Genomic DNA, 24,203 nt, shown 5'->3' on the forward strand with positions numbered 1-24,203 from the left:
GCCTTGACAAGCCGGAACCTCTTGCCTTACATTAGAATGAATGTTCGATTGGAGGCGGGTTTATGTTCGACAATTATAATAAGGTTCAGCAGGCCGTACTGGAAACGACGCTGGGTCTGATTATTGAGAAGGAGCTTCAGGCGACTTCCATGTCGCTGATTGCCAGGAAATCCGGGATTTCTACCGGAAGCATCTATCATTATTTTGAGAGTAAAGAAGCAATCATCAATGAGCTGTATAGGGGTATCGTTACTTTTAACGGGCATAAGGTGCTTGACGGCGTATATACCGACGAACCTCTGCGCACCCGTCTGGAGCGGGCCTGGAGGAATCTGATCACCCTGTCACTGGAGTATCCGCAGGGCTTTCAATTTATCGAACAGTATTCGTTCTCGCCCTATATCTATGATGAAGTCAAGCAAGCGGCCTATGAAGGCGGCTGGTGTCATCCGCTGGAGAAGCTCTACGCCGAAGCCGTTGAACAGAAGCTGTTTACCGCTATGGACCCCAAGTTCATGGTGCAGATGCATTACGGCTCCATCGTCTATGTCGTGAAAAGCGCACTGAACCATTATCTGGACCTTAAGGACGAGGAGATCGACGGTCTAATTGACTCCTGCTGGCAAAGCGTAAGCCTATAAAAAAATGATCACAAAAGAAAGGCCTTGCACGTTGGCAGGCCTTCTTTGTATGCTCTATGGCTTCAGGCTAAAACGCCGGTACCTCATCACTCTGCGGTACATGGATTTATCCTTAAGCTGATTAAAAATATACGGGTCAGGATTCATGTTCACTTCAATAATCCATGGCTTGAGCGTCCGGTCAAGACCGATGTCTACACCGAATTGCCGGTGGCGCGGATAGGTCTTCTGCATTTGAACTGCGATGCGTGTACCCAGCCGGTTTAGTTCTCCCTTCAGCTGCACGAGCTGGTGGGCCGACAGATGGGTAGAGAGCAACTGATCCACTGCGGTCGGTTTGCCGCCGCTGTGGTAATTGGTTACTATTTTGCGCGGATGCCCCAGCCGGCCAATGATTCCGGTAGCCTCCCAGACGCCCTTGGGGCTGAGCTGCACCATCACCCGGATGTCGAAACGGCGCCCGCCCTGCTTCAGCAGATGGATACCTTTTTGAACCAGATAGCTCCTTCTGCCGATCTTCTTCGCGAGACTTTTATGAAAAGCTTCAAACGTATCGAAATGGCGCCGCGTTTCCTCATACTGGTACGTATACCCCTGCCGTTCCCCCCGCTCAGCGCGGATCACTCCATTGCCATAGGTTCCCCGTTCCGGCTTGACATAAATCATTCCATAGCTGTGAATCATCTGCTCCAGATTGCGTCTGGTAAACCTCCGGGTATCCGGAATGAAAGGGGTAATGGTTTGGTTCTTAAGCAACAATTGGGTCTTGTACCATTTGCTCTGACCTGACTGAACCTGTTTGGCTGTCACGCATGCACTCTCCTGTCCGGAAGGAGCTTTCCATCCTCCCTCGATTTGCATAGTCGCTGCATTCTATGCGGAAGAAGGCGTATTGGAATAAAGCATCTGCCCCCTACGGGAAGATTATCTTTCAGCAGGACCATGGCCCTGTCAACCGTTAATCCGCAGGCATACCCTAGTGCAGACGCTCAAGTGTCAATACAGGTACGGAGATGAATCCATGTCAGCTGCTTCGGAAAAAGTATCGAAAAACGGCCCTTCAATCGATGTCCTGATCCCGGCTATTGAAAAGGATCTTGCCACCCTACCCCATGTAATCGACAGTCTCCGCCGCTACGTCCGCCACCCTATCAGCCATATTTATATTGTCTCGCCGAACAGCAGCAGAATCAGAGGGCTGTGCTCCCGCAAAAATTGTGTCTTTGTCGATGAAACCACCGTTTTGCCGTTCACTAAGAAAGCTATACGCTACTCCTCTTCCCGCTGGAACCGTTCCGGCTGGCTGTACCAGCAGCTGCTTAAGATGAACGGGGATCATATTTGCCGCGAGAAATTTTTCCTGGTGGTTGATGCGGATACGGTGCTGATTCGCCCCCATCGTTTCCGTTCCGGCGGGAAAAGCATCTTTTACTGCCGCAGCTGGAGCCAGCCGGAATATTTCCGCACCTACCGGAAGCTGCTCGGCGCCGCCGCTCCTTCCCCTAAGTCTTTTGTTACACACTATATGCTGTTCGAGTCTGCGAAGCTGGCCAGTCTCAAAAGAACTATTGAAGCCCGGCACGGGACGCCATGGCATGCCGCCATTCTCCGCTCCATCGACAAAACGAAGCAGTTCGGCTTCTCCGAATTCGAAACCTATGCCAACTATGTGTACAGCAGGAACAGCGCTGCTGTACTGCTCAGGAACGCCAACAATAAAGCTCTGAAGACTCCGGCGGCCTCCCTGGGCAAAGCGCAGCTTCAGAAGTATGCCCGTACGTACCGTTCGCTGTCCTTCCATCAGCGCAAGGGATATTCCACTCCGCCCAAACCTTAAGGAGGCAGACCGCCTTGCATACTATTCTTCTAAGCGGGGGCTCCGGTATGCGGCTATGGCCCCTCTCTGGCAGCATCCGTTCCAAGATGTTCCTGCCGCTGCTTCCTGCACCTGACGGGGGCACAGAGTCCATGATCGGACGCGTATGCCGCCAGCTCAGTCAAGCGGGACTTGACGAATCCGTGCTGTTCGTCGCACATCAGGACCAGCTGGCCATCACCCGCCGCTATACCGGAAACAAGTTTCCGGTAATCGGGGAGCCTTACAAGCGCGGCACATTTACGGCAGCCGCCTATGGCGCCCTGCATTTGTACTCCGCAGGAAAGGCTAGACCGGAGGACATCATCTGCGTGGCTCCGGCTGATATGTATGCGGACGAAGACTTCTTCCGGCTGTTTCCTCAATTTCCGGATATTCTGGCATCCTCACAGGCAGAACTCCTCCTGCTTGGAACCCAGCCTGCCTATCCTTCCGATCAATACGGCTATATTGTCCCGGCACAAGGGGGCACGGAGGCGTATGCTCAGGTGCTCTCTTTTGCAGAGAAGCCGGATATCGCCAAAGCCCGGGAGCTGATGAAGGAGCATGCTTTATGGAACTGCGGGATATTCGCGTTTCGGCTAAGCTTCCTGCTGTCGCATCTCCAGAAGGTGGGGCTGCCCGCTGATCATGCGGCATTTGTTGCGCAATATGCCGGACTTCCGGTCCGCAGCTTCGACAAGGAAGTGGCGGAGCACAGCACCAAAGCAGTCGTTGTACGGCATAAGGGGGAGTGGTCTGATCTGGGAAGCTGGGATACGCTCGCTGCCCGGCTGGACTCTCCGTTGACTGGCGAAGGAGGCCTATGGGGGGAATGCCGGGATACCCATATCGTCAATGAGCTGAAGGTTCCGCTGCATGTAATCGGTGTATCCGGCATAGTCGCCATAGCGAGCCCCGAAGGCATCCTGATTGCAGCCAGGAAGGAAGCAAACATGATCAAGGACATCCTGCAAGAGCATTCTGTTCAGGAGCCGAGGTACGGTGAGACCGGCTGGGGCAGCTATACCCTTCTGGACCAGGCAGCAAATGGCACCTGCCTTGTACTTACGATGATATTAAGACTGCTGCCGGAGCATGACATCCCGGAAATGGACTGTAAGCATTCTGCCAAAACATGGATGATTGTATCGGGTCACGGTGAGGTCACGGTGAACGGAGCCGCAGCCGCAGCATCGGCAGGCGGAATATTCACTATAGCCCGTGGAGACCGGCATGCGGTCAGGGCTGTCAGCACAATGAAGCTTATTGAGGTACGGATCAGTGAAGCAGGCGATGACGGGCGGATATATGGCAGCTGATAGAAAAAGGGATATCTCAAACGCCATAGAATGGCTGTTTGGGATATCCCTGATTGCTATACGGACGGCAAAAACTGGAACCACTTGAAGTCAAACCGGCTGCCCGGCAGGAACAGGAAGGTGACCGTCTGGCTGCCGCTTACCGGCGGCTCCAGAGTGAATTCACGCTCCGTATAGCTGCCGCTCCCGGCAAATTCAATCAGCTGCTTGGATTCGCCGCCGGGACCGCTGAACAGGATCTGCAGCGTATTGTTCGCAAGCGTTGAGCGTCCGCAAATGACAACCCTTGAGCATTCCCCCCCGCCAAAGTCCATCCCGGCAAATATAAGCGAGACATTGTTGCCGATCCCTTCAATGGCATCCTCCGTTATGGTGAAGACATCCCCGTAAACGGCACTGTTGGCCTGTGCAGCCAGACGCTCATACGCCTTGTGCCTGCGCACAAACGAGAAGCCCTTCAGATGAATCTTCTTCCGCAGGACGAAGGACAGTGAAGTGATGCCTGTCAGCCTTTTGGGCAGCGTATAGCTTGCTTCCTGGTACACATTCCAGCGGGACGGCTTCTGGTAAGTGACTGTGGTGAGTAATTCGGCACCATTCTCTCCGGGAATGCCTTCCCATATCTCAATCGGGAGTTCCTGATCATCCAGCGAGAAGATTGGCAGAACGATCTCATCGGCTCCATCATTCCCAAAGTCAATCCGTTCGAAGCAGATCCGGCTCTCCCCTTCCCGGGCTGTAGCCACACCGCGTTCATTGCCGTTGGTCAGATTCCGGCTATGGCTGCTGTTGAATCCGGAGGAGATAAATTCATACGGATTCAGATAAGCCTGGCCAAGCCCTGTAAGCTTGAATTCCATCTGTGAATAGAGCCGGATGCCGTCTGCACCATTGGCTGTCCCGCAGCGGATGTATACATCGCCATCACCCAAAGCCGTGATTACGGCTTCATGCCCGCTGGTCTCAATGGTGGCAATATTGGCATCAATTCCGGCGGCGTTGGTGATCCGCCACTCGACATCCTGCCAGGCGGCACCCTGCGGATGCAGCTTTACCCGGACCGGAAGTGAAGGCTGCGCCGGCGTCAGAATATTACCCTCAGGGCAGATCATCTCCAGCTTGCGGACCGGGATCCCCTCTTCCTTGCCGCTCTCCGGATTACCGGATGCCGCCTCTGCCTCCAGCGGGTTATGCGCATACAGATACAGCTCATCTTCAGCAATCGTTCCCGGTGCGGGAAGCACCGACCGCAGCGTAAGCTCAGCCGAAGCCAGATCCGCCGAAGCCGCACGCAGCGTAATCGTTCCGGGCTCCAATGTACCGGCAATCACTGCCAGCAGCTTACCGCTGAACAGGCGGCGGCTTACGCCTTTGTAGGAATCATAGTCCGTGCTGTCCCCGTTATCCAGACCGATCAACCGTCCGGGGCCCTCAACACTGAGGTGAACCCGGTTATTGGCATTCGCTACCGGACGCCCCGACTGATCCAGCGTGCTGACCGTTACGAAGATAAGGTCCGTACCGTCTGCGGAAATCTCCTGCTTGTCTGGAGTTAACACCAGCAAAGCTGCATCCCCGAAGGAGGAAATCTGCTCCACAGCGATTACATTCCCCTGCTCATCATAAGCAGCTGCACGCAGGACACCGTCCGCGTAAGGCAGCTGCCATTCTCCAAGTAGCTTATGTCCGTGGACATGATCGATGTCCACGCTGCCCTGCGACACTTCATTCATGAACAGCTCAATGCGCGGAGCATTCGAGCAGACCCGTACATCAATCAGCTGGCCCTGCGAGAAATCCCAGTAAGGAAAAATATGAATCATCGGATGCGTGCGGTAATCCGTCCATTCTGCCTGATAGATATAATAGGAATCCTTAGGGAAACCGGCGGTATCCAGCTGCCCGAAGTATGAGTTCTTGGTGTGATAAGGAGTCGGTTCCCCGATATAGTCAAAGCCCGTCCAGAGAAACTGTCCCAGCGAGAAGGAAGCATCCCGGTCTGCGGTGATGCAGGCCTCCGTGCTTTTGGCACCCCAGCTGGTAGAACTGTTCCCTAGCGAAGAGCACTGCTGATCATCATCGGCCAGAACAGATTGAGCCAGCGGGAAATGATAGACTCCCCGGCTCTGCACTGTCGAGCAGGTCTCACTGCCGTAGATTATCCAGTCCGGATGTTCCCGGTGATGCTGCTCATAATATTTCTCCGCATAGTTGTAGCCTGCCACCTTGACGATATCGGCGCATTTCTGGGCATTCTCCCAGGGCATATAGTTCGAGCCAATGGTAACAAAAGCATTGCCGCGCGGATCATGGACCAGCACTTCCTCCTGCAGCTCCCGGGTGAGCTCCTGGCCGCGGCTGTCTGCATGGGTATCATAAATCTCGTTGCCGATGCTCCACATCAGCAGGCTTGGCCGGTTGCGGTCCCGCCGCACCCAGCTGGCAATATCGCGCTTCCACCACTCCGGATAGAACCGGGCATAGTCATAAGGTGTCTTGCTGCGCTCCCACATGTCGAAGGCTTCCGACACAATCAGCAGCCCCATTTCATCGGCCAGCTCCATAAGCTCTACTGCGGGCATATTATGCGCGGTGCGGATGGCATTGACGCCCATTTCCTGCAGCAGGACGAACTGGCGGCGCAGCGCCGCCTTGTTCACAGCAGCACCCAGAGCACCGAGGTCGTGATGCTGGCAGACTCCGTATATTTTGACATGACGGCCGTTGAGGAAGAAGCCCTTGTCACTGTCCAGCTCCATCGTCCGGAAGCCAAAGCTCTCCTTCTCCACTTCAATGACCTCATCGTCTGCCAGCAGTTCAGATTGCAGAGTATAGAGATGGGGACTGGTAATATCCCATAGCAACGGGTGATCAACCGTCAGGCGGATGTGGTTATGTACGGCTGAACCGCTCTGCATCACAGGCACCTCAGAGGTTCCTGCGGCAATTACCGTTCCTTGCGCATCCAGAATGCTATGCCGCAGCTTCAGCTCCCTGCCTGACGCCCCAGCTTCAGCAGTATGCAGCTCCACATCCACGTCTACAGTCCAGGCTTCACCCTCCGCCGCTACTCTAGCCGCAATATAAATTCCGTCAGCAGCCATATGCGTCTTCGGCATTGTCTTCAGCCAGACCGGCCGGTAAATTCCGGCGCCGGAGTACCAGCGGGAATTGGGGGATTCGTGGATCACACGCATATAGACTTCATTGTCTCCCGCTATCAGGTACGGGGTGATATCGAATTCAAAGGTGGAATATCCGTATTTCCACTCACCCGCCACTTGTCCGTTCACGTACAGCGTCGAGTTCATATACACTCCCTCGAAACGCAAGGACACAAGCTCATCTGCAGGTACTTCTTCGAACGTAAGGCTGGTGCGGTACCAGCCCTCCCCGTTCTCGTAGAGATTGCGGGTATCATAGATCAGCCAGTCATGCGGCAGCGTAACCGTCATCCAGTCTGCACCTGCGGCCACCTCGGCAAGCTCCGAATGAAGCGGCTGCTTGCTGAACTGCCAGCCATTGCTGAGTTTCCTTTTTTGACTCATGGATAATTCCTCCTAAAGGTTTGGTAGTATAAGCCTGGAAATATGAGCATCGTCTAACGGTTCAGGTAACGTTCATAGGCCGCTTGTTGAATTTCCAGCGCGCGCCCGATGCCCAGGTCCCTCATCTGCTGCACATAGTTATCGTAATTGTCTACGGAATCGGTGCCCAGAATGATCTTGAGCTCAATATCTTTCACAAAAGCATTGATGTCGTTCATAATGCTGCTCATTTCATCCGCTTCTTCGGCGGTTGGCGTTACCGGAGGCAACAGGTGGCTCTCATGATTGGTCTGTTTCCAGATGCCGATAGATTCTGTGGTTGCCGGATATTTCGCCGGCAGATTGTTGTCCTGCTGAATCATCGGGAAGTTGGTGCCGTGCGAATACTTGGACATGACCTGGTCGCTGCCGAGGCCTTCGGGATTCTTAACCACAAGATCGGTATAGACGGGCTTGCCGTTTTCCAGCGTATAGGTAATGCCTTCAATCCCATAGGTATTCAGCTTGCTGCCTTCTTCGGTAAAAGCATAATCCAGCCAGCGCATAGCGGCTTCGACATTTTTGGTTGTGGCTGAGATGGCTGCCGAGCTTGTCCCCGCATAGGCATTATCCAGCTGGCCGAACTCAGGAAGGCCGCCTTTGACCGCAGACGGGTATGGAGCGGCTACAAAATCGGCTTCCGCGTCCGATTCCTGCACGGCTGAGTTATATTTCTCAATATAGTACTGCCAGCCGATCGTTGCTCCGCTTACATTCGAGGTCATTTTCTTGTCAACGGTAGCGCCGTCAATCGAAGCGAAATCCTTGTCAATCAGCCCTTCTTTGTACCACCGGCTCATGGTATTGAGGTATTCCTTGTAGCCAGGCTCCAGATAGCCATAGACTACTTTGCCGTCGTTAACGTAGAAGTTACCCATCACACCGAACGCTCCGGCGAACCCTCCAGTCCGCTCTCCCAGGAATATCGTACGGAAGGTTACGGGTGAGGCTGCATTTTTCTTGTCTTTAAAAGCAGTCAGTACGGTATGCCACTCCTCAATCGTTTCCGGGATGCCGAGATTCAGCTCATCGAGCCAATCCTTGCGGATAATCGGCCCCCCGTAGACCCGGCCGATCTCCGAGCGGATGAACGGGAAGGCGTAATACGTACCGTCATCGGTTTTGATCATTTTGTCGATATCCGGGTTCTCCTGAAGGGTCTTCTTCAAGTTGGGCGCATATTGATCGATCAGATCATTGAGCTTCAGAATGTAACCCTGCTCCACGGCTTTATCAGGTCCGCCCGGGTATTGCAGCCAGGTATTGAGGAAGATATCCGGCAGCTCGCCCGAGGCCAGCAGCAGACTGAACTTCTGGTCGGTCATCGGTGTTCCGCCCAGCTGTCTGATTGCGATTCCTGTCCGCTTCTCATATTCGTCATCGACAGGCAGCCGTTCCGGCGTACCTCCCAGCTGTTCATTCATATAAGTCAGCTCTATGCCGCCCGTCATCGGATAAGTGAAAGCTGCCGCGGCTTCATTGGAAGCCGGGGCATTTCCGGCAGGAGTGACAGAAGCGCTTTCATAATTATCCTTCTTGGAGCTGCTGCAGCCTGCAGCAAGCAATGTGAGACCTAACACAACGATAAGCGGTTTATGCAGCTTTTGCGATCTGGATGAATTCATCACTGATACGACCTCCGTTATAGGTGTAGTTGATGGCTTGATGCCTCTACAATGTAAGCTGAATCTTGTATACAATCAATATTCAAAATGCGGAATCAATGGCTAAAAACGCAAAAGGAGAATAGAATAAGCCTGATTCTATCCTCCTGTCGTGAAATTGGCTATCCAGATGGCGCTTCATCTTCTGCACTGCCTAACCTCATATAGAATTCCACTATATGATAGTTGCGCCCGGGGGGCAATCCGCAATATGAACCAGACCGGCAGTCTGCATACAATGCCGCTGTCCAGCGCAATCCGGCGGGATGTTCCAGCTGAACGTTCAAAACCCCCTTGCCGGCAGGAGTCCTGAAGGGACAGCCATTGTCCCTTGGTCTTCACACCTTCAAAGAGGTTCCGTTAATTATACAATCTGATAAACGGGCTGTTCCTGAATGTAATGCACCGGCACATCCGGAAACTGCAAGGCCAGCCGCTGCGCCAGCAGCTTCATCCCCGGCGCTTCACTCTCCGCATGGCCCAGCATAATTAATGCCCGGCTTCGGCCCTGCCGGACGGCATCCCGGATATATTCCGGGGTCTCCCACTCCGGGCCTTCACCGGCGATAATCAGATCAAGTGACTCCTGCTCAAATAGGGGAATGGCAGCTGCACCACCGCCTCTGTAGCCAACCAGCACGCCCACTCTGCTGCATACAGCGGATAAATTGCCTGCTGCGCGGACATAGGGGATATGCAGCTGCCGCTTCAAATATCCTGCAATCTCTGAAACTGACGCAGCAGGGACCGAGAGAATAGACACATGGGGCAGATGCCGTTCGACATACGGCTCCCATTCCAGCTCCCGCAGCAGCCCTTCTATGATCCCGTCCGGTGTATAGCGGTGCACATGATCATGGAAGCGGTAGATACCTACACCGGTGCTGGCGACCAGTTCAGATTTCTGCCGGTAGACAGGATCATTCTCCAGCCCCTCCCGGTTATCCTGATGGCTGTAATAAATACCTTCATGCGTAATGATCAGATTCGCGCCAAGCAAGGCCGCCTGCTCAATTACATATTGCGAAGCCGAGAAGGCGGTCACAATCCCCTGCACCTCCGACTCCGGAGCTCCCGGCTCCAGCCTGTCTACCGTTCCATCCGGCTTGCGGATGCCTGCTGTTAAATGTCCGATAACCTGTCCGAAAGTGAGCGTCATGAACCTGCCCCTCCTAATAGTTCCCTATTAACTCTCAATAAATCTTGCGTGCTCCGGAATCTTCTATGCCGCTCTTGCGGTAAAAGTAAGTATTGATCTGGTCGCGCCACTCCTTGGCATGCGCAGCCTGTCCCCGCAGACGTTCCTCTACCTGTACATACAGCCCCTCTGCGATCCTGCCCTTCAATCCGCTCCAGGCAGCCAGCAGCCCGGCAGCACGTACCGCACCTTCAAAATGGGTGTCGTAGATATGCTGAATCACAGTTTTGCCGGAATGCAGCACATGGGTATACGGCACATGATGGAAGAACAGCAGCAGCTCATCCGGACATTCTTCCAGCGAATCATATCGCTGTGCATTGCTGCCCATATACTGGGCGCTGTAGCCGGTGCCTGTGGCCACAGTCCGGTCTACACCGATTCCCTGATGATCGGCATAATGGTAGGTACCCCATTGTGAATATTCATAGCCGTCCACATTAGGGCCGTAGTGATGCTCGGGATTAATCATCCAGCCCACGCCAAGCGGTGCCGTATAGGATTCGTAAATCTCCCAGGAATCCAGTAAAATCCGGCTGATTACGCCGGCAACCGCAGCGTCTGTACCAAACGTCAGGGCGATCCACTCCGCAGCAATTTCTTCCGCGCTAAGCTCCGGGTTCCAGGCCAGCCGCCCGAATCCGTAAAGATTCGCCTGGGCCAGCAGATGCCCGGTCCAATTCCGGTCATTGCCCACATTGGATACTGCAGCCACACCGCTGTAACGGTTGCCCCATAGCGAGCCGTCGACGATATGCTTCACCGGAGCCGTTCCGCCTTGGGCCAGCGTGTCAAATTCCATAATCTCTTTCCACTGCGGAACCAGGTAACAGACATGACGCTGCTGTCCGGTATACTCCTGGGCAATTTGAAATTCAATCACCTGATTGGTCTGTTCAAGCGCCCCGAACAGCGGAGATACCGGCTCTCTGACCTGGAAATCCATCGGGCCGTTCTTGATCTGCAGAATTACGTTATCATGGAACTTACCGTCAAGCGGCTTGAAATGATCATAGGCTGCTCTCGCCCGGTCTGTCTTGCGGTCACGCCAGTCCTGCTTGCAGTTGTACACGAAGCAGCGCCAGATGACGATGCCGCCGAACGGCTTCAGCGCCTCCGCCAGCATATTCGCGCCATCGGCATGATCCCGCCCGTAGGTGAACGGGCCTGGCCGGTTCTCTGAATCGGCCTTGACCACGAATCCGCCGAAATCGGGAATCACCGTATAGATTTCAGCCGCTTTCGTCTTCCACCACTCCCGGACTCCGGCATCCAGCGGATCTGCGGTTCCAACTTCCCCTTCATGCATCGGACCGGCGAAGTTCACGCTCAGGAACAGGCGGATGCCGTACGTTCTGAATACATCAGCGATTCTGGCAACATCAGGCAGGTAGGTGGAGATAAACAAAGTTTCCAGCGCATGAACGTTCACGTTATTGATCGCAATGGCATTGATGCCTGCGGTGGACATCAGCCGCGCGTAATCGGTAATTCTGTTAAGATCATCCGTGAAGCGGTTATTCTCATAGAGGAAGGATCTCCCCGAATATCCCCGCTCTACACTGCCGTCGAAATTATCCCAATGGTTAATCATGCGCAGCGCGTTCACCGGATTCACGGTTTCATCCAGATGCTCAATGTCCTTCAGACCTCCGATCAGGCGCAGGAGGTGGAAGACACCATACAGCACACCTGCCGGTGAGGCAGCTCCTACGGCAATACACTTATGGGTCAGGCTGGTGCGGATCGCGAACCCTTCCGGTCCCACCGCCCGTCCGGCTGCTTCGTCAAATATGGCTTCGACCCGCGGATTGCCGCCGTTAAAGGTGCCGAATGCCACACTGAATCCGTCCGCAGCCGGTGAAGCCCCTGCCTCAATGTCCAGCATCGAGGCAATCCCTCTCTGCCATTCACGCAGCGCGGCTTGCACCGTCTCCTGCTCTTCTGTCACGGATACGGCTCCGCACCATTTCACATATTGCTTATATAGATTGCCTTGTGGCAGCTTCGGGTAGCTTAACCAGGCGTCGTATCCGCTGCCGGCTACTGCGGCAGTCTGATTGTCCGGTTGTTGTCTCATGCCAACATCTCCTCCAGTGTATTATTCATGCTTAGCGGGCGTATGACCGGGCAGGTATCGTGAGCCACAGTATAAACACAGCCGGTGAAGCCCGGGCTTCTGCGCCCATCTTGTATACTAGTTCCTGTTCAGGTTCATCCTACCACGCAGCCGCCGGACGGGAACATTGTCAAATCAAGCAATTATTTACCCAAATCAAGCAGGTTTCAGCTATACTAAAAACGGGATAATGGATCGCGTAAAACGAATACACTCATTAATTCTAACGCAAGCGTCAGGGGGAGAATCGAATGGTTTCCGCTTTTTTACCGCCTGTTCTGGGACAATGCCTTAGTGAAACGATCATCCCGGATGTGAAAACCACGCTTAACCTGTTTGGCATGCATCTGCGCAAGGTCAGCGGGGAATGGGATTATCCGCTGCACGCCCATCCGCAATATGAATTCAACTATGTGCTGGAAGGGGAGCAGCTGTTTACCGTTAATAACCGCAGCTATATCCAGCGTGCCGGAGACTTAGTGCTGCTCCGGCCGGGAGATTCTCATGCCAGCCGCAGCGGAAACGGCCAGGCTTTTACGTATTTCTGCATTCATTTTGATATCGATGACAAGCTACTAATCTCCTTGCTCAGCCGCCTGAATCACGTACTCTTCCCTTCCGCAAGCAATATTGCCCATAAGCTAGGGCCCATCCTCTCCAAATTGGTGGATATTTCAGGCTCTATCTCGGGGGACATCACCATGTCACAGCGCATGAGGCTGCAGTCCGCCGTCTTCGATCTGTTCGCCCAGCTGTGGGAAGCCTTCTCTATTGAAGCTAATCTGTCTTCCCCTGCCACCTATGAGAAGATTGAGCTGGCCCACCAGATCCGCGGCCGCCTTCAGGGGTTGGTCTACCAGCAATTCAAGCTGGAGCTGCCCTATGACAGCCATTACGGAATTGATGATATTGCCTCGGAGCTCGGGATCAGCGCCTCACACTGCTACCGGGTGTTCCGCCAGGTGTTCGGCATCTCGCCCCGGGAATTTCTGTCCGAACAGATGCTCCATGAAGCCAAGGTCCTGCTGGATGATCCCAGCCTGTCTGTCAGCCGGATATCGGGCATTCTCGGCTACCGCGATATTGCCCATTTCAGCCGGCAGTTCAAGCGCTGGCACGGCACCTCACCGCGCGAATACCGCGAGTCCGGACAATAGGCCTCCATGCCAAATATCCCTGCCTTCATGTCACATGAGTGCAGGGATATTTGGCATCTGCCAGACGGTCCAGAATACGGATTTATTTCTTGATATAAGTGGCAAAATGCTCCTGAAAGTTCGTCGAATCAATATCTGCCCGCAGATGATGATGCAGCAGCTCATCGATCCCCGCCGTGTCCCCCTGCACGATATAATCCAGCAGCTGCTGATGCTCCTGCTGAATTGTAGCCAGCTTCTCGTCCTTCAGCATATGCAGCTTCCGGTAGCGGATGTAATGCACATTGAACTGCTGCAGCACCCCCCACAGGAATTCTCGTCCGGCCAGGCCGAACATGGTGCGGTGAAATTGATCATCCAGCTGCAGGAAAAGCTCGGCCCCCTCGGCCTGCTCAATGCATTGCTGCTGCTGCGCAAGGTTGCCCCTCAGCTCATGCAGCCCCTTCAGCGGAATATTACCGGCCAGCGACTTCATTATTTCCTTCTCCAGCACATTGCGCAGGTAGATAATCTGTTCAACTGACTCCAAATCTATATACGAGACCAGATTGCCTTTTTTGGGATAGATGTCAACGTACTGCTCCAGGGACAATTGCTTCAGCACATCCCGGATCGGCGTCCGCGACAGCTGGAAGCGTTCGGAAAGCGCGGTCTCACTGATCATCGACCCGGGCTTCAGCGCAAGCGAGAGGATTTCCTGTTTCAGATACGACATTATTTCTTTCTTGGAAGTCATGGAATGGACCAACTTTCTGTACGATATTCTTCTCCACTCATTATATAGAAAACAGATAGGAATTTCATTGACAAAGCATAAAGCTTATTCTATGATCAATACGAATCCTAACTTGTATACAAGATGATCATATCACAAAACGTTTTATCCGTAAGGTCAATTGTCACAAGCATTCAGAATGATTGTATTTGTATTTATGTTTAATACCAAGGAGGAAATGACAATGAATATGACTTGGAGATGGTATGGCGAGGGCAACGACAATATTACCCTTGACCATGTACGTCAAATTCCGGGAGTAATGGGCATCGTCTGGTCGCTGCATCACAAGGTAGCGGGTGAAGTATGGGAAATGGAAGAAATCCAGAAGGTTGCCGATCAGATTACAGCCAAAGGCTTCAGCACAGCGGTTGTAGAAAGCGTTAACGTTCATGATGATATCAAAATCGGGCTGCCGTCCCGCGACAAATACATTGACATCTATATCGATACCATCCGCAAGCTGGCTAAGGTCGGCGTTAAGGTCATCTGCTACAACTTCATGCCGGTGTTCGACTGGACCCGTACAGAGCTGTACAAGGAGCTGCCGGACGGATCGAATGCACTCTTTTATGAAAAGGCTGCCATTACGGATAATCCGCGCGAAATGGTGGACCGGATTCTGAGGGGTGCCGGTGAATTCACAATGCCGGGCTGGGAGCCGGAGCGGCTGGAGAAGCTGGATGATCTGTTCGCGGCTTACGCCGATGTTACCGAGGATATCCTGTTCGACAACCTGAAGTATTTCCTGGAGCGCATTATTCCGGTCTGTGAAGAAGTGGATATCAAAATGGCCATTCACCCTGACGATCCGGCCTGGCCGATCTTCGGACTGCCGCGCATCATCCGCAGCCGCGATTCCATCCGCCGTTTCCTGGACATGGTCGACAGCCCGTATAACGGCCTTACCTTCTGCACAGGTTCGCTTGGAACCAATCCGCAGAATGACCTTCCGGCAATGATCCGCGAATTCCATGACCGGATTTATTTCGCCCATATCCGCAACGTGAAGGTATTTGAGAACGGAGACTTCATTGAAGTATCCCACCGGGGGCAAGATGGCAGCGTGGATGTGGCTGAGGTTGTCAAAGCTTACCACGAGAATGGATACACAGGCTATGTACGTCCGGACCACGGCAGACATCTCTGGGGCGAGGAGAAAAACTGCCGTCCGGGTTATGGCCTGTACGACAGAGCGATGGGCATTATGTATCTGCTGGGCGTATGGGACAGCCTGGAGAATGCCAAGGGGGCGAAATAAATGCTGAGCCTCACCAGAAGCAGCATTGCGGACCGTGAAGCCTGGGAAGCCGCAGGTGTAGAGCTGCCGCAGTTCGATTTCGCAGCGGTAGCACAGAATACACTGGAGAAGCCGGAGTGGGTTCACTTTGGCGCCGGAAATATCTTCAGAGGCTTCGTGGCCAATGCCCACCAGAAGCTGCTCGACAGCGGCAAGGCAGATACCGGCATCATCGCTGCCGAGACCTTCGACTTCGAGATGATCGACAAGGTCTACAAGCCTTATGATAATCTGACTCTATTGGTACTGATGAATGCGCGCGGCGACTTCCAGAAGAGAATTATCAGCAGCATCGTGGAAGGCCTCACAGCGGACAAGACCCGCGAAGCGGATTACAGCCGCCTGAGCGCAGTGTTCGAGAATCCCAGCCTGCAGATGGCCAGCTTCACCATTACCGAAAAAGGCTATTCCCTTACTGGTCCGAACGGCCAGTATCTCGGCATCGTCGAGAAGGATATCGCCGGCGGTCCGGATCATCCGGTCCATGCGATGAGCATAGTCGCTTCCTTCGTATACAAGCGTTATCTGAAGGGCCAGTATCCGATGACCTTCGTCAGCATGGACAACTGCTCGCATAACGGCGACAAGCTGAAGAACGGCATGGTTACGATCGCCAAGGAATGGGCGGCCAAAGGCCATGTGGAAGAAGGCTTCGTAGCTTATCTTGAGGATGAGCAGAAGATTACCTTCCCGCTGTCCATGATAGACAAAATCACGCCGCGCCCGTCCGAATCGGTGCAGGCTGCGCTGCTGGAGCAGGGAATCGGCGGCATGGATGTGATCGTCACCTCCAAGAACACGTATACTGCGCCGTTCGTCAATGCCGAAATCAGCGAGTATCTGGTTATTGAGGACAAATTCACCAACGGCCGTCCGGCGCTGGAAGAAGCCGGTGTAATCTTCACGGACCGTGATACGGTCAACAATGTGGAAACTATGAAGGTAACCACTTGCCTCAACCCGCTGCATACAGCGCTGGCTGTAACCGGCTGTCTGCTCGGCTACACGCTGATCGCCGATGAGATGAAGGACGCCACATTGCGGAAGCTCGTGGAGATCATCGGCTACCAGGAGGGCCTGCCGGTTGTGGTAGACCCCGGCATTCTCAGTCCGAAGCAATTCCTCGACGAAGTGCTGCAGGAACGGTTCGCCAATCCGTTCATTCCGGATACCCCGCAGCGGATTGCTACCGACACTTCGCAGAAGGTCGGCATCCGCTTCGGCGAGACGATCAAGTCGTACATCCGCCGCGCGGATCTTGATCCGGCGCAGCTGACCGCCATACCGCTGGCGATCGCGGCCTGGTGCCGGTATCTGCTCGGCGTGAACGATGAAGGCGGTGTGTTCGCACTAAGTCCTGATCCGCTGCTGGAAGCTTTGCAGACCCGGCTGGAAGGAATTACGCTTGGCGCGAATGCAGAGCAGGCAGCGAAGGTGCGGGCGGTTCTCGAGGATCAAGCCATCTTCGGCGTTGACCTGTACGCCATCGGACTCGGCGAAGTCATCCAGGGGATGTTCACTGAGATGCTGGCGGGACCCGGTGCTGTGCGGGCTACGCTGGAGAAGTATGTCGGCTGATCATTGACAGCTGCGATAGCAAAGAGAAAGACCGGGAGCATGGCTCCCGGTCTTTTGTTGCGTAGTTCCAGCGCCCCGGATTTCTCCCGCCATTCCGTTCCTTCCCCTTCATTATTCTTATCTACTTAGATGTAGCCGTGGTAATATTTCTCATTATTCTCCAAGAAAAATAAACAATTATTCCAAGTAGCATTAGACTAGAGAACTCAATAATTCTCCACATTGAACTATATTCATGCCCAAATGTTATTTTATGTTGTAGATAATCCATAGTCGTATTCTTATTTACAATTTCCGGAACATATTTCATTGAAAGATACATCCCCCGAATAATCTGAATAGCATAATAAACAAATGCAAAGATTAGTCCTACAATCAGGCTTCGAATTAATGTTTTTTTCATAGTGCCCCCCTGTGCTAGTGTTATAACAATCACGTATATCTACCCGTTAGCTTAAAGCAGTCAATGATTTCGGCTGCCTATTGTAATGGTGCTATCGTTTTCCGTTAGCTCAACCTACGGTGCCAAGTCTAACAGAGAACTGATACAAGGCCCTCGGCATTCCACTAAACTCTAAAACTCCTTGGTTAACTAAGATCCATATTCTATTGGTAATAAATGAATACCCTACGAGTTGGTGCGACGTATCACATACTCTCGCGACGACACTCCCCGCCTTGATAAACCCATTCTCATCTTGTTCTTGCTCTAGTTCAATAATTGACCTTATTATCACTTCGTCCAGAGCAGTTTCATCAGTACCTTTAACTGAACCTTCTTTCCACAAGCGGAGCATATGATTTTCATTCGAGAGGATTAGCCATTCTGATTCATACCTTCTTCTTTGGTTAGGATCTAGAGGCACACCTTCATAATACTTTTTTACGATTTCCTGAAAATGCTCCCGATCGATTAAACCACTAAAATAGGGATTAAATCCTTCTTTGTTATGAAGCCCAGTAGTATTAAAGAGCTCTGTCACATTGACAACATTAACTGGCTGTTTTCGATCTCTCAACAAATGCAATACGAAACGTAAGCCTGTTTGATCATGTGCGTTATCCGCACACCAAATGACAATGGTTTTATTTTCTGGAATATTCTTTACTGCCTCTACCATTTTAACAAGCAGATGCTCTGGGGTATATCTGAAGTCCCCATCGTTTTCCGTCAACCAAAAAAGTCTATTCTGCTGCCCAGTTTTCGTATCTAAGTTAGATATTGGCCCAACTGAAAACAATTCATTAAATGCTAAGACTTGGCATAGCTCCCGTTTGCCGATTTTACTTAGAGTTACTTTTAATGATCCTGCATCTGAGAGACTGAAAACAAGATAGACATATTGTTGGAGTTCATTCATTTGTAGTTTATGGTTGTGAACCGCCTCTAACTGGGTTTGAAGTATATTAACGAGTCCTGCTGCTAACTTTTTTTCTTCAATACTGCCGTCCGTACCATAACGATCTACTGTATTTAACAAATTGTAAAAGAACAACCGCAGGTCATTTCCATCAAATTGATATAAGCTATCGTAAAACTTCTCCATTGATATCCTCCTCACAGGACATATCCACTATAATACCATATATTGTAATAATTCTGCCCTTTAGTTTAAACGAATCATCACAACCAACGCCGAATTGGCGCCCTGTAGAAATAGGGACGGGAGATCATCTGTGTGAGAAAAATCTAAAGCCCTTCAGCAATTCATTATTTGCGTCTTCAATAAAAGAAGAAGCGGCGACCGAGACTTTATTACCCAAGTCTTAGTCGCCGCTTTTACCGTTGAACTAAAGTTTTCCGTTAGCTTACCAAACAAGCATGTCATCCTGGTTAAGTTCATCCTCTGAACATAATGAACGTACCGGATAGTGCGTTTAAATACACTTATAACCACGTCTGAAACGATTTATTGACCATCTTTACATTGTTCATGTTTGCCCAACTCTTTAAATCCGAGATACCTTTATCTTCATCCCTTGAATACCTAAATGCCATATCCAATGGAACGATCTTCTTCCTATAAGGTAATATCCCAATAACGGGTTTAAAATATCCTCGGATCATTATCACTTTAATATCCCTTGAATTGATTGTATTCCCATCTAATGTGACTTTCTCATCAGATAGGCATAAATCAGTTGGCTTCTTAAAAAATGTTCTGTACACTGCGAATAGCGCTATAACTAAACACATAAGAACCACTGTAAAAGAAGCATAAAATACACCCCTCTGATCCCAAAATCTCAATACAAGAATAGATTGACTTGATATCACGACTATCATACCAATAATGGTTCCAATTCTTGATGGACTCTTAACTGGATGTTTTATTTCCCTCAACATTGCCCCCCCTGTTCAATCCCCATGCCTGAGAATTCCACATATTGGTGTTTTTATGCGCTTTAAAGAAGGAAGATTTTAATACACTATAATCCCCGTTTCTAACTTTCTTTGATTTCCCTTTCGATTACGTAAAATAATAAAAAACCGAATATCAGACCGCTAATTGTATAAGCTGTTGTTCCCGAAGTGATCAAAATGGAGCCCAAAGGTAAATCGTAATATGAAATAGACAGACCAGACCAAAATAATAGTGGAAATAAGGAGACATAGAGTGAAGGTAAGCCGAAAATACAGAGCTTGATCCAATTTATTTTCCATTCTCCAGTCTTTCGCAGTAATTCAAAGAATCTTAGCAAACCGAGTAATAATCCTAAGGAAATCGGAAAAAGGACAGAAAAGACCGCACTAGTTAGAGGTTGATACGTTGTGCTTGCTTCTACCTCTAAATGATATTGATATTTTAATCCGAATATAAAAACTAAAATCACGATTACTAAGAATCCCAAATAAACAAACAAGTTATTTAACCAAACCCTTTTCATTTGTTCACCTCCTATTGTATAGACACCCAGTATAATTAGATTCCGCACGTTCTTGTCTGTTAGCTTAATAGAGAAAAGAAGAGATGCGAATGCTTCTCTCTTCCACCATAGCAACCAAACAATTAATGATGAGATCTGAATCCCATACTTTCATTAAGTACGGCGCGATACCTTCAATCCTCTAAAATCAGCACATTCTTAGCGGTTCTTCGCCGGGAATCTGATATGCCCATCTAGCATTATCCGTCCATAACCTTTATCTTCTTTGAACCATTTGACAATCCCCCATCGTCTTTCTCCCATTTATGCATCTCCTCCGTCACTTCATTAGATATTATGGAGATTGAGTTTTTCCTAGAAAGGATCATCTTTATATATTAACATATAATGGAATATAAAGACTGATACTTTCTCCACTAAACTGCCCGTTAGCTTAATCATGGCATCGTCAGTCAAGAGCTGTAATTCCTTTTGACAACAAAAAGAGGCAGATCCCTCTACAGCCGATTTACGGCTTGCGGGTCTACCTCTGAATAAAATATACGCCTTATTTCATTGCCTACTACTCGGGCAGCTCCCGGTACTCAAAATAATCAAAATCCGCCGCACGCAGCGTTCCGCTCAAATCCTGCACACACATGCCGATAAATGTCCCGGTGAACCGGATATAGGCCGGGAAATCATCGGACAGATGATAAATTTCCAGTGCCCCGCCGATCTTCTCCCAGTCAGACTCCCCGTCCCGGTAATAGAATTGGGCGAATTCCCGGTCGATCACTACCTTTAATGCTACGCTTGCTCCCGGAGGCAGCGGGACATCCGCAGTCAGGGTATCCTCGTAGACTCCGTCCCGGGAGCGGATGATGCCCACGCATTTCCCCAGGGTCTCATCATGAGTGATCCGCAAGTAGAGATAATCCTTCGTATCATAATAGACAATTAATCCGGCCATCTGCTGGAAGTGCTGCGGCTCGAATTCAATGGCGGTTTCGGCGCTGCAGCTGAAGGCCTGCTGGCGCAGGGCAACCAGACTCTGGCGGTGCATGGAGCTCATGGATTCTCTGCCCCGGAGGCGCAAATATCCGGGGCGCTCCTGTAGTGAGAGCCACGCTTCCTCAGCAGGCACACGCAGGGTGCTCCAGCGGACATCCAGCTGCGGGTCATCGAAATCATCACGGGGAGCCGGAGCGGAGAATGGATGCTCCGGAATGTCCGGACCCGGCACAGTAAGCGCCGGGGCGTTCCCGCCTCCGGCCAGGGCGAGCCAGCCGTCCTCCGTGAATTCGCAGCGCTGAATCGCTGTCTCCCGGCCGAGATTGCAGTAATGGTCTTTCACGGGACGGCCGCACAGATGCACCATATACCATTCGTCTGTATGCGTGTGTACAAGACTGGCATGTCCCGCCTTCTGCAGCTCCAGTTCACGGTTTCCGGCAGAGGTCAGCAGCGGATGATTCGGAGCTGTCTCATACGGACCTTCAATCTGCTTCGACCGGGCCACCGTCACCGCATGATTATACTGTGTACCGCCCTCAGCTGTGATGAGATAATACCAGCCGTCCTTCCGGTACAGATGCGGCCCTTCCGTAAGCTTCAGCTCGGTTCCCTTGTAGATGGGAATGACCGGACCGGTCAGCCGCTGCTCTGTTGCAGAATATTCCTGCAGCACAATCCCGGCGAAGCTGTTATTGCCGGTGCGGTGATCCCACAGCATGTTGACCAGCCATTTGCGCCCGTCATCGTCATGGAACAGCGAAGGGTCGAAGCCGCTGCTGTTCAGGTATACAGGCTCAGACCAGGGACCTTCGATATTCCCGGCAGTCACCAGATAGTTAGGCGTATCCTTGAAGGCACCCTGTCTGCTTTTGACATCGGTATAGATCAGATAAAAGAGTCCATCATCGTAAGTCAGGCAAGGTGCCCACACGCCTCCGGAATCCGGGTCACCTTCCATATTCAGCTGCGACTTGCGGGTTAGTGCATACGTAAGCGGCCGCCAGTTCACCAGATCGCGGGAATGATGAATCCGTACGCCGGGAAACCACTCGAAGGTGGAGGTGGCAATATAATAGTCCTCTCCCGCCCGGCAGATGGACGGGTCCGGATGAAACCCGCGTAGAATCGGATTGTGAATCAGTGTTGTGCTCATCTTGTCTCCCCCAGTGCTTGCCGTCCTGCTTCCAGTAAGGCAATAATTCTATCCGTATCGTAGACACAGCCCTGCCAGGTCCCTCCGCTTGCCGCCTGTAGCGCAGCCCATAGCCGGGTATCATCCGGCAGGCCCGGATCAACGGCAAGGCCCGGATGCGGAGTCCTTGCGTTCAGAAGCTCCGTTCCCGCTTCCTTCGACAGCGGCTGTCCGCCTTCTCCGCCTTCCCCGACCAGATTCACGCTCCCATCCAGCTTCACGGTATCGATCAGCACTTCTACCCAGTCATTATCCCGTAATTTGCCCAGAGGACCGCCGGCCAGCGCTTCCGGTCCCATATGACCAATACAGGCTCCCGTGGATACCCCCGAGAACCGGGCATCCGTGATCAGAGTGACATATTTGCCGTAAGGCAGATGCTTGAGCGCGGATGTCAGCTGGTAGGTCTCTTCCATTCCTGTTCCGCTGGGACCCCGGCCGATGATGGCCAGAACATCCCCGGCCTGCACCTTACCGTTCTTGATGCTACGGATCGCATCCTTCTCGGCAGTGAACACCTTCACTCTTCCCGTATGCCTGTAGACTCCTTCGCTGTCCAAGACGGAAGGGTCAATCGCTGCCGATTTGATTACTGCACCTTCCGGGCAGAGATTCCCTGTGGGGAACGTCATTGTGGAAGCCATACCCTGCCGCTTGGCCTCTTCCGGGCTCATGATCACAGAATCCGGGTCAATGCCATCCGCTTCCTGCAGTCTCCGCCGCATGTCCGCCCGTCTCTGCGAGGTCTCCCACCAGTCCAGATTCTCGCCCAGCGTCCGCCCTGTCACGGTCAATACGGATTCGTCAATCAGCCCCAGCCGCCGTAAATGCAGCATGACTTCAGGAACACCTCCTGCCAGGAACACGCGGATCGTCGGATGCGGCACCGGTCCGTTCGGAAGCACACTGACCAGCCGGGGAACCTGGCGGTTCACCTCATTCCAGTCATCAACGGAAGGAATCTTCAGCCCGGCGGCATGGGCAACGGCCGGCAGATGCAGCAGCAGATTCGTGGAGCCTCCGAACGCGGCATGCAGCACCATCGCGTTCTTAATGGCCCGATCTGTAAGAATATCACTCATCACTATTCCGCTATGCTCCATATGCTGAAGCGCGCGGGCCGACTGGCGGCCGATATTCTTCCAGACCGGCTGCCCCGATGGTGACAGAGCCGAATGAGGCAGCGACATGCCCAGTGCTTCAGCAATCACCTGGGCCGTTGCGGCCGTGCCGAGGAATTGACAGCCGCCTCCCGGAGTAGCGCAGGCCCGGCAGCCCAGATCGGCTGCATCTTCGAGCGAAAGTTCACCATTGCTGAACCGCGCTCCGATGCTCTGCACCTTGCCGGCATCCTCGCCGTTAACCGGCGGCAGTGTAACGCCGCCAGGCACGATAATCCCCGGAAGCTGATGCCGCATTCCGGCCAGTGCCAGCATCATGGCGGGCAGACCTTTATCGCAGGTGGCTACGCCCAGAACTCCTTTGCGGGTAGGCAGGGAACGAATCAGCCGCCGCAGAACCACGGCTGCATCATTCCGGTAAGGAAGAGAATCGAACATGCCCGTGGTTCCCTGGGAGCGCCCGTCACAGGGATCACTGACATAACCGGCAAACGGAATCCCCTGATTGGCGGTGAGCTCCTCAGCGATTTCTTCCATCATCACGCCGATTTCCCAGTGTCCGGTATGGTATCCGAGCGCAAGCGGACTGCCGTCCTCCCGCCGGATTCCGCCCATCGTGCCGAGAATCAGATATTGCGGCCTGTTCAGTTGCAGCGGATTCCAGCCCATCCCCGCATTCTGGGTCATTCCGAAGATTTCCCCGCTTGGGGCATTTCGCAGCACCTCACCTGTAATCGGAAGCTTGCCTGCGGGACCTTCCGCAGCGGTATGTACAGGAACAGTATCATCTATGGCTTCCTTCATAATCT

At 52.3% G+C, this 24,203-nt stretch carries 19 protein-coding genes; 6 read left to right on the forward strand and 13 right to left on the reverse strand.

The genetic code is table 11. The features are described 5' to 3' along the window. Positions 1-62: 62 nt before the first annotated feature. Positions 63-641, forward strand: a complete 579-nt coding sequence (locus P40081_RS24445; protein WP_042138858.1) for a TetR/AcrR family transcriptional regulator — start codon at positions 63-65, stop codon at positions 639-641. Between the two features lie 54 nt (positions 642-695). Here P40081_RS24445 and P40081_RS24450 read toward each other — a convergent pair whose 3' ends face one another. Continuing rightward, positions 696-1,451, reverse strand: a complete 756-nt coding sequence (locus P40081_RS24450) for a YheC/YheD family protein (protein WP_042138859.1) — start codon at positions 1,449-1,451, stop codon at positions 696-698. Between the two features lie 211 nt (positions 1,452-1,662). Between P40081_RS24450 and P40081_RS24455 the strand changes: the two genes are divergently transcribed. Together P40081_RS24455 and P40081_RS24460 are read left to right on the forward strand one after the other, a co-directional pair. Next, complete coding sequence (locus P40081_RS24455) at positions 1,663-2,478, forward strand: DUF6492 family protein (RefSeq protein ID WP_042138860.1); 816 nt, start codon at positions 1,663-1,665, stop codon at positions 2,476-2,478. Positions 2,479-2,492: 14 nt separating this feature from the next. After that, on the forward strand, positions 2,493-3,818 hold the full coding sequence (locus P40081_RS24460) for a sugar phosphate nucleotidyltransferase (protein ID WP_052421970.1): 1,326 nt from the start codon (positions 2,493-2,495) through the stop codon (positions 3,816-3,818). 56 nt (positions 3,819-3,874) lie between these two features. Here the strand turns inward: P40081_RS24460 and P40081_RS24465 are convergent, their stop codons facing one another. The 4 genes from P40081_RS24465 to P40081_RS24480 all read right to left on the reverse strand — a co-directional run bounded on the left by P40081_RS24465 (position 3,875) and on the right by P40081_RS24480 (position 12,347). Next, positions 3,875-7,366, reverse strand: coding sequence for a glycoside hydrolase family 2 TIM barrel-domain containing protein (locus P40081_RS24465; RefSeq protein WP_042138861.1), 3,492 nt, complete (start codon positions 7,364-7,366; stop codon positions 3,875-3,877). A gap of 53 nt (positions 7,367-7,419) precedes the next feature. Beyond that, positions 7,420-9,030 carry an extracellular solute-binding protein gene (locus tag P40081_RS24470; RefSeq protein WP_042138862.1) on the reverse strand — a complete coding sequence of 537 codons (1,611 nt, stop codon included), beginning with the start codon at positions 9,028-9,030 and terminating at the stop codon, positions 7,420-7,422. Positions 9,031-9,433: 403 nt separating this feature from the next. Next, a complete protein-coding gene (locus tag P40081_RS24475) occupies positions 9,434-10,228 on the reverse strand; it encodes a Nif3-like dinuclear metal center hexameric protein (protein WP_042138863.1) in 795 nt (264 codons plus the stop codon). Between the two features lie 34 nt (positions 10,229-10,262). Then, positions 10,263-12,347: an alpha-glucuronidase family glycosyl hydrolase gene (locus P40081_RS24480; protein WP_042138864.1), complete on the reverse strand. Its 2,085-nt coding sequence runs from the start codon at positions 12,345-12,347 to the stop codon at positions 10,263-10,265. 290 nt (positions 12,348-12,637) lie between these two features. On the opposite strand from P40081_RS24480, the gene P40081_RS24485 reads away from it, so the two are divergent. Beyond that, positions 12,638-13,543, forward strand: a complete 906-nt coding sequence (locus tag P40081_RS24485; RefSeq protein WP_042138865.1) for an AraC family transcriptional regulator — start codon at positions 12,638-12,640, stop codon at positions 13,541-13,543. 82 nt (positions 13,544-13,625) lie between these two features. Here the strand turns inward: P40081_RS24485 and P40081_RS24490 are convergent, their stop codons facing one another. Then, positions 13,626-14,258 (reverse strand): GntR family transcriptional regulator, encoded by a 633-nt coding sequence (locus tag P40081_RS24490; protein WP_231575182.1) that lies wholly within the window; start codon positions 14,256-14,258, stop codon positions 13,626-13,628. A 244-nt stretch (positions 14,259-14,502) separates the two neighbouring features. Between P40081_RS24490 and uxuA the strand changes: the two genes are divergently transcribed. Both uxuA and P40081_RS24500 read left to right on the forward strand, forming a co-directional pair. Next, the gene (uxuA, locus tag P40081_RS24495) at positions 14,503-15,579 is read left to right on the forward strand and encodes a mannonate dehydratase (RefSeq protein ID WP_042138867.1); all 1,077 of its coding nucleotides are present in this window, start codon (positions 14,503-14,505) and stop codon (positions 15,577-15,579) included. Next, complete coding sequence (locus P40081_RS24500; RefSeq protein WP_042138868.1) at positions 15,580-17,196, forward strand: mannitol dehydrogenase family protein; 1,617 nt, start codon at positions 15,580-15,582, stop codon at positions 17,194-17,196. A gap of 121 nt (positions 17,197-17,317) precedes the next feature. On the opposite strand, the gene P40081_RS24505 is transcribed toward P40081_RS24500, so the two are convergent. The 7 genes from P40081_RS24505 to P40081_RS24530 all read right to left on the reverse strand — a co-directional run bounded on the left by P40081_RS24505 (position 17,318) and on the right by P40081_RS24530 (position 24,198). Continuing rightward, a complete protein-coding gene (locus P40081_RS24505) occupies positions 17,318-17,599 on the reverse strand; it encodes a hypothetical protein (RefSeq protein WP_042138869.1) in 282 nt (93 codons plus the stop codon). 109 nt (positions 17,600-17,708) lie between these two features. Continuing rightward, entirely contained in the window at positions 17,709-18,743 is a 1,035-nt protein-coding gene (locus P40081_RS24510) for a DUF1835 domain-containing protein (protein WP_052421971.1), read from the reverse strand. 341 nt (positions 18,744-19,084) lie between these two features. Continuing rightward, on the reverse strand, positions 19,085-19,543 hold the full coding sequence (locus P40081_RS24515) for a hypothetical protein (RefSeq protein WP_042138870.1): 459 nt from the start codon (positions 19,541-19,543) through the stop codon (positions 19,085-19,087). A gap of 98 nt (positions 19,544-19,641) precedes the next feature. Continuing rightward, entirely contained in the window at positions 19,642-20,085 is a 444-nt protein-coding gene (locus P40081_RS24520) for a hypothetical protein (protein ID WP_042138871.1), read from the reverse strand. A 198-nt stretch (positions 20,086-20,283) separates the two neighbouring features. Then, complete coding sequence (locus P40081_RS39455; RefSeq protein WP_218639469.1) at positions 20,284-20,388, reverse strand: cold shock domain-containing protein; 105 nt, start codon at positions 20,386-20,388, stop codon at positions 20,284-20,286. Between the two features lie 259 nt (positions 20,389-20,647). Then, a complete protein-coding gene (locus P40081_RS24525; protein ID WP_042138872.1) occupies positions 20,648-22,234 on the reverse strand; it encodes a glycoside hydrolase family 43 protein in 1,587 nt (528 codons plus the stop codon). Further along, positions 22,231-24,198 carry a YjhG/YagF family D-xylonate dehydratase gene (locus tag P40081_RS24530; RefSeq protein ID WP_042141400.1) on the reverse strand — a complete coding sequence of 656 codons (1,968 nt, stop codon included), beginning with the start codon at positions 24,196-24,198 and terminating at the stop codon, positions 22,231-22,233. The genes P40081_RS24525 and P40081_RS24530 overlap by 4 nt, the downstream gene beginning before the upstream one ends. Positions 24,199-24,203: the final 5 nt, after the last annotated feature.

The organism is Paenibacillus sp. FSL P4-0081, assembly GCF_000758565.1.
Classification (GTDB): Bacteria; Bacillota; Bacilli; order Paenibacillales; family Paenibacillaceae; genus Paenibacillus_AQ; species Paenibacillus_AQ phytohabitans.